Raw genomic sequence first — 12,401 nt, 5'->3', positions numbered from 1 at the left:
ATGGGCACCGCCATCGCCGCGGGCGCGGCCGGACTCGCCGTCGGCGTCGCCGGCGGCATGATCGCGGCCGAGGTGGTCGACGAGATCGGCGACGCCTTCGAGGACGAGGACGAGGGAGGCGAGGACGCATAGGGCTCCCCGCCCGCTGCTTCTACAGACTTGTAGAAGGTAGTCTGGGTCCGGGTCGCATCCGCGCGGCCCGGACCCGAGCGATGTATGGAGTTCCCGTGGCCCTGTGGGATCGCATCAAGGAATCCGCCCAGACGATGCAGGCCCAGCTGGAGGCGAAGAAGAACGACCTCAAAAGCGGCGCGTTCCGCGACGCGTCCATGGCGATGTGCGCCCTGGTCGCGGCCGCCGACGGCACGATCGACCCGGCCGAGCGCCGGCGCGTCGCCCACCTGATCACCGGCAACGAGGTACTGAAGAACTTCCCCGCCGACGATCTGCACCGCCGCTTCGAGGCGCACCTGGACACGCTGACCGCCGATTTCGACCTGGGCAAGGTGAGCGTGATGCAGGAGGTCGCCAAGGCCAGGAAGAAGCCCGCCGAGGCCCGCGCGGTGATCCAGATCGGCATCGTCATCGGTGGCGCCGACGGCGACTTCGACGCCACCGAGCGCGCCCTGGTCCGCGAGGCCTGCTATGCCCTCGATCTGCCGCCCCACGAGTTCGACCTGTAAGCAACCGACTGCCGCCCTGCGCACATCGGCACGCCGGGAGCGGACACACGCACAGCGAACCGCACCACGGAAGGAACGGCATGGAGATCTCCGGCCTCATCAGCGCAATCGTGATCGGTATCGTCATCGGCGTCCTGGGGCGGCTGGCCCTGCCGGGCCGTCAGCACACCGGTGTCCTGCTGACCATCGGGGTCGGTGTCCTCGCGGCCCTGGTCGGCACCGCCATCGCCGCAGGGCTCGGGGTGGCGGAGACCAGCGGCGTCGACTGGATCGAACTGGCCATCCAGATCGCCCTGGCCGCCGGCGGCGTCGCAGCCGTCGAGCGTCTCAAGGGCCGCTGACCCGCCTACTCCCGGGGGCGGGCGACTGGCCGAGGCATGCAGTGGCCGCTCCGGGCGCCCGCGACGCCTCTGCAGCGGGGTGGCGGCCTCCAGCACCAGGAACAGGGTGACGGCGGAGTTCGCCGACGACAGCGCCGAGACGGCCGCCCCCGCCGCGGCCGGGCCGGCGCCGCAACGGGGGCGGCCGCGGCGAAGTGGACCGGTGCGGCAGCCGGGCGGCCCGCAGCGCGGGAGACCAGCGCCGCTCCGCCCGCCGCCCGCCGGCTCTCGACCGCAGCCAGCGCGTACGCGTACGGCTCGCCGTCGGGCAGCACCGCCACCGAGCGGCCGCGTACGCCCGTGAGCACCCGTGCTGCACGCGCGCAGACCCCCACGACCGCCTCATTCCCCCGGCTCTTCGGCCCGCTCCAGCAGCTCCCGCAGCAGCCGCTCGTCCCCCGGCGGCAGCGAGGTCACGAAACTCGCCAGCACCGCCTGACGGTCACTCTCCCCGTCCAGCACCCGCCGCATGCGCAGCGCCGCCAGCCCCGCCTCGTCCGCCGTCGGCGACCACACGAAGGAGCGCCCCGCCTTCTCCCGTACGACCGCGCCCTTGGCCAGCAGCCGGGTCAGGATGGTGATCACGGTGGTGTACGCCAGCTCGCCGCCGAGCCGCTCGCGCACCCAGGCGGTGTCCACCGGCCCCGGAGCCCGGCGCAGCGCCGACAGCACCTGCACCTCCAACTCGCCCTGGCCGCGCCGGCGCGCACGAGGCCGCCCGGACTGCCCGGTCCTCTCCTGATCCACCCTGCCGTCTCCTTCCAGCCATGCCCCCGTCACCCCGGCCGGGCCGGCCGTACATCGTAAGTGGACGGCAACCCGATCGACACTCACATTTCTTCTACACTATTGTAGATTTACGATGGCGGCCGTCGGCGGACAGCCCGGCGAACCAACACGGCAAACAGGAGGAAAGCGTGGGAGTGTCTCTCTCCAAGGGCGGCAACGTCTCGCTCAGCAAGGAGGCGCCGGGCCTGAGCGCGGTCCTCGTCGGCCTGGGCTGGGACGTGCGCACCACCACCGGCGCCGACTACGACCTGGACGCCAGCGCCCTGCTGTGCGACCCCTCGGGGAAGGTCGCCTCCGACCGGCACTTCGTCTTCTACAACAACCTCACCAGCCCGGACGGTTCGGTGGAGCACACCGGCGACAACCTCACCGGTGAGGGCGAGGGCGACGACGAGGTCATCAAGGTGAACCTCGCCGCCGTGCCCGCCGATGTCCACCGGATCGTCTTCCCGGTGTCCATCCACGACGCCGAGGCGCGCGGGCAGAGCTTCGGCCAGGTCCGCAACGCCTACATCCGCGTGGTCAACCAGGCCGGCGGCACCGAGATCGCCCGCTACGACCTGAGCGAGGACGCCGCCACCGAGACCGCCATGGTCTTCGGGGAGCTGTACCGCCACGGCGCGGAGTGGAAGTTCCGCGCGGTCGGCCAGGGCTACGCCTCCGGCCTGGCCGGCATCGCACAGGACTACGGAGTGAACGTCTGAGGCCGCACCCGATTCCCGGAGCGGGCCCTGTCCGGTCGGCAAGCCCAACACGCTCCGCGCGAGGCACCGCCAGCCTCAACCCGGAAGCCGTACCGCAGCGCCGGGCCACCCCGCCGAGGAACCATCCATGATCCCGCCAACGCACCTGCGGCCGGAGGACGAACCCGAGTTCGAGCAACTCGTGCACCAGGCCCTGCGCAGCGCGGACATCCACCGCGCGGTGTGCCGGGCCGCAGGGGATGTCATCACACGCCATCTGCGTGACCAGGCCATGGCCGAGAGACACACCATCGCGGCGGCGGCCGCCGTCGAGTACCAGGCGTACCTCGAACAGTGCGGAGCCGCCGGGGCGGAATCCCGGAAGGTGCTCACCGGGAGCACACCCCCGACCGGCAGACACGGTTTCCTGGCGGCAGTGGTGGTCCTCACGCCGGTCCTCTCCTCGATCGCGGCCGCCCTCTTCCTCGCTCTCGGCTACGGCACAAGCCTCGGCAGCCCCGGGAACGCCCTCGCGGACGCGCTGATAGGGGCAGGACGCACAGCTGTGGTCGTCGCCCTGGTCTCGACGGCGGTCGGCGTCGCCTGCCTTCTGTTCACCGCCGCCCACCACCGCTCCTCGCCGCCGGAAACCGCCTGGGACCGAGAAGCCGAAGCATGGCGGCTTCGCGAATCCTGGCGGCAGGCCCTCCTGACACGCGGTATCCACCCCTTCCTCCACGACCGGCTCCGGCAGCCGCACCCCGCCCCCGTTCCGGAACCGGCGGGGCCTTCACCGGCTGCACGCCCCGACCCGAGTCCCACCGGTCCCGGCCATACCAGTCCGGGGTTCAGCGGCCCGCGCCACCCCGCACCGAGCGCATGAGCCATCCTTGCGCCCCACACCCATCGAGAAGAGGAGACACGTGACGGTCAACTTGTCCAAGGGACAGGCGATCAGCCTGCAGAAGTCCGACGGGGGCACCCTGACCGCGGTGCGGATGGGGCTCGGCTGGCAGGCGGCTCCCCGCCGCGGCCTGTTCGGCCGGCGCACCCAGGAGATCGACCTGGACGCCTCGGCCGTGCTCTTCGCCGGGCAGCAGCCCGTGGACGTCGTCTTCTTCCGCCACCTGGTGAGCGACGACGGCTCCGTGCGCCACACCGGCGACAACCTCGTCGGCGGGGCCGGGCAGGGGGGCGACGACGAGGCGATCCTGGTGGACCTCCAGCGGGTCCCGGTCCACATCGACCAGATCGTCTTCACCGTGAACTCCTTCACCGGCCAGACCTTCGCCGAGGTGCAGAACGCCTTCTGCCGGCTGGTGGACGAGACGAACGGACAGGAGCTGGCGCGCTACACCCTCACCGGCGGCGGCCAGTACACCGCGCAGATCATGGCCAAGGTCCACCGCCAGGGCGACGGCTGGCAGATGACCGCCCTGGGCACCGCGGCCAACGGCCGCACCTTCCAGGACCTGATGCCCTCGATCACCCCCCTGCTGTAGCAGGCGGGACCGTGAACAGCCCCCGCCCCGCGCACATCCTCAGGAAAGGACCACGATGCTCGGAATCAGCGAGGTAGCCATCCTCATCATCGTCGTCATCGTCATATTCGGCGCCAAAAAACTCCCCGAGCTCGCTCGATCCGCAGGAAAGTCGGCCCGCATCCTCAAAAGCGAGGTCAAAGCGATGAAATCCGACCACCCTCCAGGTGCACCGGACCCCCGCATCATCAAGTCCGCAGACGGCGGTACACCCTCCGGCGGAGTCGGCAACGGCCCCACGGGCAGGGTTTCGCACTGAACAGCTCTGCCGGAGACCTGTGGTTCCCGTGGAAAAGATGCCGGTGGCCCGCTTCGAGTCGCAACCAGGACAGCCACCTCTTGACACATGGAAAATCTCCGATGAGAGCTGGCCGCAGCACACGCGAAAACCTTTCGAATCACCGGAAGGGTTATCTCCGTCAACTGGTTCCCGGTCCACCAGCCAGGTTCTCCAGTTACTCTCCGGGCGGATTCACAGTCTTCGGTGACACGAGCCTGAGAGGGGCTCGGCATGACAAGAAGAGCAGGACTGAAGATACAGCGCGGACAATCAGCACGGCGGTGGCGGCGACTGCCCCGGCGGGCTCTCTGGGACTTTTCCGGGATTTCCAGCCCCATCAAGCGGCACGAGATTGAAACGGCCGAAAGCCCATTCGCGCAGGTCAGCGACCATCAGCCGTTCGTCGGGGCAGGTCACCGCGCTCGCCGGTCCCTTCCGCGACATCTGAGCGGCGGGTGCCGTGCCATCGCGGGACGTGCGCGAGACCCGCACCGGCACGGTGCCGCGGTCGCGCTCCGCGCGCCGTCGGCGGAGCCTGAGGGTGAGAGCGAGATCACAGCCGGTTGCCGGCCAAACCGGTTGTCCGCCCGTCCGCGACGGACGAGGGTTCCCCTGTGAGCCAACATTTTGACGTCCTTGTTCTGGGAGCGGGCCCCGGCGGCTACACGGCTGCCGTGCGCAGCGCGCAACTCGGCCTCTCCACCGCGGTGGTCGAGGAGCGCTACTGGGGAGGCGTGTGCCTCAACGTCGGATGCATCCCCTCCAAGGCGCTGCTGCGCAACGCCGAGATGGTGCAGTTCGTGACGAACGAGGCCGAGGCCTACGGGATCGGCATCGGCGGCGAGGTGTCGGTGGACTACGGGGCCGCTCACCGGCGCAGCCGCAAGGTCGCCGACGGACGCGTCAAGGGCGTCCACTACCTGATGAAGAAGAACGCCATCACCCAGTTCGACGGGCGTGGCACCTTCACCGACGACCACACCATGACGGTGGCGCTCAAGGACGGCAGCACCGAGACCGTGACCTTCGGCCACTGCGTCATCGCCGCCGGCGCGAGCCCGCGGCTGCTCCCGGGCACGTCCCTGTCGGAGCGGGTGGTCACCTACGAGAGCCAGATCCTCAGCGAGACGCTGCCCGGCAGCATCGTCATCGCCGGCGCGGGCGCGATCGGCGTCGAGTTCGCCTACGTGCTGCGCAGCTACGGCGTGGACGTGACCATCGTCGAGTACGCCGACCGCCTGGTCCCGCTGGAGGACGAGGAGATCTCGAAGGAACTGGCCAAGCACTACCGCAGGGCCGGCGTCAAGGTCCTCACGGGCACCGCCGTGCAGACCGTCGACGACTCCGGCGAGCGCGTCCGCGTCACGGTCGACAAGGGCGGCGAGCGCCTGGTGCTGGAGGCGGACAAGGTCCTGCAGGCCATCGGCTTCGCCCCGAACGTCCAGGGCTACGGTCTGGAGAACACCGGCGTCCGCCTCACCGAGCGCGGCGCGATCGACGTCGACGGCCGGTGCCGCACCAGCGTGCCGCACATCTTCGCGATCGGGGACGTCACGGCCAAGCTGATGCTGGCCCACGCCGCCGAGTCCATGGGCGTCGTGGCCGCCGAGACCATCGCGGACGCGGAGACCATGGAACTGGACTACACCATGATCCCGCGGGCCACCTACTGCCAGCCGCAGATCGCCAGCTTCGGCTGGACGGAGGCCCAGGCCCGCTCCCGGGGCTTCGACGTCCGGGTCGCCAGGTTCCCGTTCACCGCCAACGGCAAGGCGCACGGCCTGGGGCACGCGGCCGGCTTCGTGAAGATCGTCAGCGACGGCACGCACGGCGAACTGCTGGGCGCCCACCTCATCGGGCCCGAGGTCACCGAGCTGCTGCCCGAACTGACGCTGGCCCAGCAGTGGGACCTGACGGTCCACGAGGTCGCCCGCAACGTCCACGCGCACCCCACGCTCGGCGAGGCGGTCAAGGAGGCCGTCCACGGCCTGGCCGGACACATGATCAACATGTAGACCTCTCCGCCCGGGTCCGTACGGCCCCGACGTGCCCCCTCGTCGCGGCGATCGAGGGGGCATGTTCGCCCTTCCCGGCTACACTGTGCGCGGTCGATCAAGTGGTACGGGGGGCTTGGATGGATCGAACGGCGACGCGCGTGTGCCCTTTATGCGAGGCGACGTGCGGCCTGAGCATCACTCTGTCGGACGGGCGCGCCACCCGTGTCCGGGGCAATCCCGACGACGTCTTCAGCCACGGCTACATCTGCCCGAAGGGCGCCTCCCTGGGCCGGTTCGACAGTGATCCGGACCGTCTGACCGCGCCGTTGGTGCGCCGGCCCGGCGGCGGCTTCGACGAGGTGGGGTGGGCCGAGGCTTTCGAGGCCGTCGACCGCGGCCTGCGGGCCGTGACGGACCGGTACGGCCGCGACGCCGTGGCCCTCTACACGGGCAACCCCGTCATCCACACCCTCGCCCTGCCGCTCTACATGATGGTGCTGCGCGAGCGGCTCGGCACCCGGAACGTCTACTCGTCCACCACGCTCGACACCATGCCCAAGAGCGTGGCCTGCGGATGGATGTACGGGGACCCGCTCGCCTTCCCGCTGCCCGACGTCGACCGCACCCGGCACCTGCTCGTCCTCGGCGCCAACCCGGTGGAGTCCAACGGCAGTCTGTGGACGGTCGCCGACCTGCCGGGACGGCTCAGGGCCCTCAGGGCCCGGGGCGGCCGCCTGGTCGTGGTCGACCCGCGCCGGACCCGCACCGCGGACCTCGCGGACGAGCACGTCGCGATCCGGCCGGGAACCGACGCCCTGCTGCTGCTCGGCATCGTGAACACCCTGTTCGACGAGGGCCTGGCGACCGATCCCGGAGAGGGTTTCGCGGGCTTCGGCGAACTGGCCCGGCTGGTCCAGGGGTTCGGGGCCGGCGAGGTCGCCGCCGCCTGCGGCGTCCCGGCGGACACCGTGCGCCGGCTCGCCCGGGAGCTGGCCGCGGCGCCCGCCGCCGCCGTGTACGGGCGCCTGGGCACCTGCACCACCGAGTTCGGCACGCTCACCAGCTGGCTGGTGGACGTGGTGAACATCGTCACCGGCAACTTCGACCGTCCCGGCGGGGTGCTCTTCGGCGAGGCGCCGCACGCCGCGCGCCGCCCCGCCGAGCCGTTCCGCACCGGGCGCTGGCACAGCAGGGTGCGGAGCCTGCCGGAGGTCAACGGCGAACTTCCCACCGCCACCCTCGTGGACGAGATCGAGACCCCCGGCGAGGGGCAGGTGAGGGCCCTGCTGTGCGTCGCCGGGAACCTGGTCCTCGCGACCCCGCAGGGCGAGCGGCTGGACCGGGCCCTGCCCGGCCTGGACTTCATGGTCTGCGTCGACCCCTATCTGAACGAGACCACGCGCCACGCGTCGGTGATCCTGCCGCCGCCGAGCCCTCTGGAGTCGCCGCACTACGACGTGGTCCTGGCCGCCCGCTCCGTCCGCCGCAACGCGCGCTTCTCGCCGCCGCTGCGCGCCCTCGCGCCGGGGCGGCCCAGCGAGGCGGAGATCCTCGCCCGGCTGGTCCTCATCGCCTCCGGGAGAGGGCCCGGCGGAGATCCGGACACAGTGGACGACACGCTCACCGACCTGGCCCTGAGGGCGGCCTGCGGCCGCCCGGGCTCCCCGCTGGCCGGCCGCGCGCCGGCCGCGCTGAAGGCAGAGCTGACCGGGGAGGGCGCCCTGGAGCGCCGGCTCGACCTGATGCTCCGGCTGGGGCCCGCCGGCGATCTGTTCGGGGCGCGCCCGGACGGCCTGAACCTGGCCCGGCTGAAGGAGTCCCCGAACGGAGTCGACCTCGGCCCGCTGCGGCCCCGCCGCCGGGAGGTGGTGATGACCGCCTCCGGCCTGGTGGAACTGTGCCCGCCCGCCATCACCGCGGATCTGCCCCGGCTCGCCGCACGGATGCGGGACTTCGGCGACGGCGGTCTGGTGCTGGTCTCCCGCCGCCAGTCGAGATCGGTCAACAGCTGGTCCCACAACATCCCCTCGCTCTCCGGCGGTACGAACCGCTGCGTCCTGGAACTGAGCGAGGAGGACGCCGCGCGCCTCGGCGTCGCCGCCGGCGACCTGGTCCGGGTCCGGGGCCGCGGCGGCGAGGTGGTGGTGCCGGCGGAGCCCACCGGCCGGCTGCGGGCGGGCGTGGTGAGCATGCCCTACGGCTGGGGGCACGGCCGGAAAGGCACCCGGATGCGGCACGCGGCCGCCGAACCGGGCGTGAGCGTCAACGCGCTCACCGACAGCGCGGTCGTCGACCCGCTGTCGGGGACGGCCGTCTTCAACGGGGTGTCCGTGCGGGTGGAACGCGTGGAAGGAAGCCAAACGGAAAGTTGAACTCCGGATCTCCCGCATTCGCGGCCGCGCCTTCCCCGAAAACCTGACGGTTCATCTGGCCAAAAACTTTCCATCCGACCCCGCTGCCTCTAGACTGCACGCACGATCTCATGCACGGAACAACGGGGGGTATTTTCATGAGTCGCGCCCGCAGTTTTCTGATCGCAGCCGTTTCCCTGGCATTTCTGGCCGGGGCCTCGACCATGGCGAATGCCGCCGTCGAGGAGGACATCGAGACGAACACGAACTGCTCGCCCACGCAGCAGGCCATTATCGACGTGCCGCACCGGCTCTTCGCCGCATGGGACAGGGGTGACGCCGCCGGCGTCGCCGCGCAGTTCACCACGGACGGCCACATGATCCCGAGCAACGGCGCCTACCTCACCAGCAGGCAGGCCATCGCCGCGTACTACCAGAAGGCCTTCGCGGGGCCGCTCAAGGACACCCGGATGATCGGCGAGCCGCTCAGCGTGCGCTGCCTGTCCAACAGCACCGCCGTGATCGACGGGCTCGGCGGGATGCTCATGCCAGGTGACACGTACACCGACCCGGAGCAGGTCCCCATCGGCCAGCGCATCATCGTCTCCTGGACGGCGGTGCGGATCAACGGCGTCTACTACATGAAGGAATTCCAGAGCACCCTTGTGCAGGGGTGAACTCCCGGCCGGGGTGCCGCGGGGGCAGAGGAGAAACGGAGCACTTCGTTGCCACGCACAGTGCTGGTCACGGGGGGAAACAGGGGAATCGGGCTCGCCATTGCCAGGGAATTCCTCGATCGCGGCGACCGGGTCGCCGTCACCTATCGCAACGAACCCCCCACCGGTGAATTCACCGCCGTCCGCTGCGATGTCGCGGACATGGATCAGATCGACGCCGCGTTCACGACCGTGGAAGCGGAAATAGGCCCGGTGGAGATTCTCGTCTCCAACGCCGGAGTCACCGAGGACCGGCCGATGATCCGCATGCAGGAAGAGCATTTCTCCCGGGTTCTCGACACCAATCTCACCGGCGGCTGGCGCTGCGCCAGGCGAGCCCTGCCCAAAATGCTCCGGGGCCGGTGGGGGCGCATCGTCTTCGTGTCGTCCGTCGCCGGACTGCGCGGCAACCCGGGTCAGGCCAACTACGCCGCCAGCAAGGCCGGCATGGTCGGCATGGCGCGCTCCATGGCCCGCGAGTACGCCACGGCCGGCGTCACCGTCAACGTGGTGGCGCCCGGCCTCATCGAGACCGACATGTCCGCATCCCTGCCCGAGGCCCGCAGGGCCGCACACCTGGCGGAGATCCCGGCCGGCCGGGCGGGCGGCGCCGAGGAGGTGGCCGCCGCCGTCGCCTGGCTCGCCGGCGAGCGGGCAGGCTACGTCACCGGCGCGGTGATACCGGTGGACGGCGGACTGGGAATGGGGCACTGAGGGGATGACCACCACGACGACACCCTCCGCCGGCGGGGCACCGGGCGCTCCGGGCGCCGGCCTGCTCGCCGGCAAGCGCATCGTGGTCACCGGTGTGATCACCGAGCGGTCCATCGCGTTCGCCGCCGCCCGCGTCGCGCAGGAGCAGGGGGCCGAGATCCTGCTCACCGGCTACGGCCGGATGTCCCTGGTCGAGCTGGTCTCCCGGCGCCTGCCCCGGCAGCCGCCGGTCGTGGAGCTGGACGTGACCGATCCGGGGCACCTGGAACGGCTTCCGGAGGCGGTGGGCGAGCACCTCGACGGCGTCGACGGGATACTGCACTCCATCGCCTTCGCCCCGCCGAGCTGCCTCGGCGGATTCCTCACCGCGCCCTGGGAGGACGTGGCCACCGCGGTCCACACCTCCGCCTACTCCTACAAGGCGCTCGCCCTGTCCCTGCTGCCCCTCATGGGCGGCGGCGGCTCGGTCGTCGGGCTCACCTTCGACGCCACGAAGGCGTGGCCGGCCTACGACTGGATGGGCGTGGCCAAGGCCGCCCTGGAATCCGCCAACCGCTACCTCGCGCGGGACCTGGGGCCGCGCGGCATCCGGGCCAACCTCGTGGCCGCCGGACCTCTGCGCACCACCGCCGGCAAGGCCATCCCCGGCCTCGCCCGCACCCAGGACGACTGGGCCGCCAAGGCGCCCCTGGGCTGGAGCGTCACCGACACGGAGTCCACCGCGCGGGCCTGTGCCGCGCTGCTCTCCGACTGGTTCCCGGCGACCACGGGCGAGATCGTCCACGTCGACGGGGGCCACCACGCGATGGGCGCCTGACCCGCGCGAACGGTTGTCGCCCCCCGGCCCGCTGCAGGGGCCGGGGGGCGGCAACCGTCCCGCTTCAGGCGGTGTCGCCCGGTCCGCGGTTCACAGCGCGACGTGGCTGCCGGCTCCCGGCGACACCAGCCGCTCCGCCCCGCCCGACTTGGCGAACGACGCGGCGACGACGTCGCGGTCCTCCGTGAAGTGCTCCCAGCCGTCGTGGTGCACGGCCAGCACCCTGCGGGCGCCCAGCAGTTCCGCCGCCTCCACCGCCTGCTCGGCGGTCATCGAGAGCAGCGTCGGGCCGAAGGGGGCGAGCTGCGCGGCCCCCACGTGCAGCACCGCCAGATCGACACCGCGCTCGCCGACGCGCTCCGCGAGGGCCCGCACCGGGTCCAGGGAGACGTTGTCGCCGCTGACGTACACCGTCGGCAGGCCCTCACCGCTCAGCAGGAAGCCGGTGACGGAGCCCAGCATCGCCTCGGTCCCGGCCGGGCCGTGCTGGGCGGGGACGGCGGTGACCACGACCCGTCCGCCGTCCGGGCGCTCCAGGGCGTGCTCGGCCCACGGGGCGAGACCGACGCCGCCGACGCGCTCGGCGGACTGCTCGGTGGTGAGCACCAGCGGCGCCCCCTTGAGGAAGGCGCGCCCGGCCCCGTCGAGGTTGTCGGGGTGCTGGTCGTGCGAGAGCAGGACGGCCGCGACCGGGCCGACCTCGTCCGGGGTGAGCGCGGGGTCCGCCAGCTTGCGCAGTGCCACCGGGCCCAGCTCGTAGGAGGAGCCGGCGGTGTCGAACGTCGGGTCGGTCACGAACCGCAGCCCGCCCAGGTCGATGACCACGGTGGGACCGCCCACGACGGTGACGGCGAGGTTCTCGGAAGTCATGGAAGCTCCTAGGGGGAGGGTTGGGGAAGGGGCGATGCGGGACCGGCCGGTCCCGCCGGGGGTACGAGCACCAGGCTCCCGGTGAATCCGCGGGGCAGGCGCAGCGGGTGCCAGGTGTGGCCGACGTCCTGCTCCGGGGCGTCGGCCAGGGTGGGCACCCCGGTGCCGACGGCCTTCGCGTACGCCTCCCGCCTGGTCCACACCTCCAGCCACGCCCGGTCACCGCACGGGCCGGCGACCGCGCCCAGACGGGTGCGTTCCGCGGGGGAGAAGAGACGGCGGGCCAGCGCGCCGGCCCGCGGCACCGGGCGGATCCTCTCGATGTCGACGCCGATCCGGGCACCGGGCGCGAGACCGGTGCCGACGGCGACGGCGACCAGGCCGGCGGTGTGCGTGATGCTCACGTCCACCCCCGGCGCGTCCACCGGCCGGGGCCGCCCGGCTCCGTCGACGGACAGGCGGACGCGGGCGGGCGGGCGGCCGAGCGCCCGGCCCAGCGCGTCGCGCAGGACGTACCGGGCGAGGACGAACTCCGCCCGGCCCAGCGGATCGGACACGGCCTCGTACCGTCGGCGCTCCC

At 71.8% G+C, this 12,401-nt stretch carries 14 protein-coding genes; 11 read left to right on the top strand and 3 right to left on the bottom strand.

The genetic code is table 11. From position 1 onward, the window contains the following. Positions 1–227: 227 nt before the first annotated feature. Positions 228–683 (top strand): tellurite resistance TerB family protein, encoded by a 456-nt coding sequence (locus tag ACLIYP_RS26225; protein WP_410540040.1) that lies wholly within the window; start codon positions 228–230, stop codon positions 681–683. Between the two features lie 80 nt (positions 684–763). Further along, positions 764–1,024, top strand: a complete 261-nt coding sequence (locus tag ACLIYP_RS26220; protein ID WP_412715582.1) for a GlsB/YeaQ/YmgE family stress response membrane protein — start codon at positions 764–766, stop codon at positions 1,022–1,024. A 381-nt stretch (positions 1,025–1,405) separates the two neighbouring features. On the opposite strand, the gene ACLIYP_RS26215 is transcribed toward ACLIYP_RS26220, so the two are convergent. Continuing rightward, a complete protein-coding gene (locus ACLIYP_RS26215; protein ID WP_412714007.1) occupies positions 1,406–1,810 on the bottom strand; it encodes a BlaI/MecI/CopY family transcriptional regulator in 405 nt (134 codons plus the stop codon). Positions 1,811–1,980: 170 nt separating this feature from the next. On the opposite strand from ACLIYP_RS26215, the gene ACLIYP_RS26210 reads away from it, so the two are divergent. From ACLIYP_RS26210 to fabI, 9 genes are all read left to right on the top strand, one after another. Next, the gene (locus tag ACLIYP_RS26210; protein ID WP_412715581.1) at positions 1,981–2,556 is read left to right on the top strand and encodes a TerD family protein; all 576 of its coding nucleotides are present in this window, start codon (positions 1,981–1,983) and stop codon (positions 2,554–2,556) included. A 127-nt stretch (positions 2,557–2,683) separates the two neighbouring features. Next, complete coding sequence (locus tag ACLIYP_RS26205; RefSeq protein ID WP_412715580.1) at positions 2,684–3,418, top strand: hypothetical protein; 735 nt, start codon at positions 2,684–2,686, stop codon at positions 3,416–3,418. A 40-nt stretch (positions 3,419–3,458) separates the two neighbouring features. Then, positions 3,459–4,037: a TerD family protein gene (locus ACLIYP_RS26200; RefSeq protein ID WP_093655344.1), complete on the top strand. Its 579-nt coding sequence runs from the start codon at positions 3,459–3,461 to the stop codon at positions 4,035–4,037. 55 nt (positions 4,038–4,092) lie between these two features. Next, positions 4,093–4,335, top strand: a complete 243-nt coding sequence (gene tatA / locus ACLIYP_RS26195) for a Sec-independent protein translocase subunit TatA (RefSeq protein WP_412715579.1) — start codon at positions 4,093–4,095, stop codon at positions 4,333–4,335. 635 nt (positions 4,336–4,970) lie between these two features. Further along, entirely contained in the window at positions 4,971–6,371 is a 1,401-nt protein-coding gene (gene lpdA, locus ACLIYP_RS26190) for a dihydrolipoyl dehydrogenase (protein ID WP_412715578.1), read from the top strand. Between the two features lie 119 nt (positions 6,372–6,490). Then, entirely contained in the window at positions 6,491–8,725 is a 2,235-nt protein-coding gene (locus tag ACLIYP_RS26185) for a molybdopterin-dependent oxidoreductase (protein WP_412715577.1), read from the top strand. Positions 8,726–8,928: 203 nt separating this feature from the next. After that, on the top strand, positions 8,929–9,381 hold the full coding sequence (locus tag ACLIYP_RS26180; protein ID WP_412715576.1) for an SgcJ/EcaC family oxidoreductase: 453 nt from the start codon (positions 8,929–8,931) through the stop codon (positions 9,379–9,381). Positions 9,382–9,429: 48 nt separating this feature from the next. Continuing rightward, positions 9,430–10,134: a 3-oxoacyl-ACP reductase family protein gene (locus ACLIYP_RS26175; RefSeq protein ID WP_412715575.1), complete on the top strand. Its 705-nt coding sequence runs from the start codon at positions 9,430–9,432 to the stop codon at positions 10,132–10,134. Positions 10,135–10,138: 4 nt separating this feature from the next. Continuing rightward, positions 10,139–10,951, top strand: a complete 813-nt coding sequence (gene fabI, locus ACLIYP_RS26170) for an enoyl-ACP reductase FabI (RefSeq protein ID WP_412715574.1) — start codon at positions 10,139–10,141, stop codon at positions 10,949–10,951. A 90-nt stretch (positions 10,952–11,041) separates the two neighbouring features. Here fabI and ACLIYP_RS26165 read toward each other — a convergent pair whose 3' ends face one another. Then, the gene (locus tag ACLIYP_RS26165; RefSeq protein WP_412715573.1) at positions 11,042–11,821 is read right to left on the bottom strand and encodes an MBL fold metallo-hydrolase; all 780 of its coding nucleotides are present in this window, start codon (positions 11,819–11,821) and stop codon (positions 11,042–11,044) included. A gap of 8 nt (positions 11,822–11,829) precedes the next feature. Next, on the bottom strand, positions 11,830–12,401 hold a 572-nt coding region (locus tag ACLIYP_RS26160), incomplete at its 5' end, for a 4'-phosphopantetheinyl transferase family protein (RefSeq protein ID WP_412715572.1).

The organism is Streptomyces nanhaiensis (assembly GCF_046614825.1).
GTDB classification, from domain to species: domain Bacteria; phylum Actinomycetota; class Actinomycetes; order Streptomycetales; family Streptomycetaceae; genus Streptomyces; species Streptomyces radiopugnans.
The sequence above is the reverse complement of the archived record's forward strand: the minus strand, read 5'-3'. Positions and strand labels throughout refer to the sequence as shown.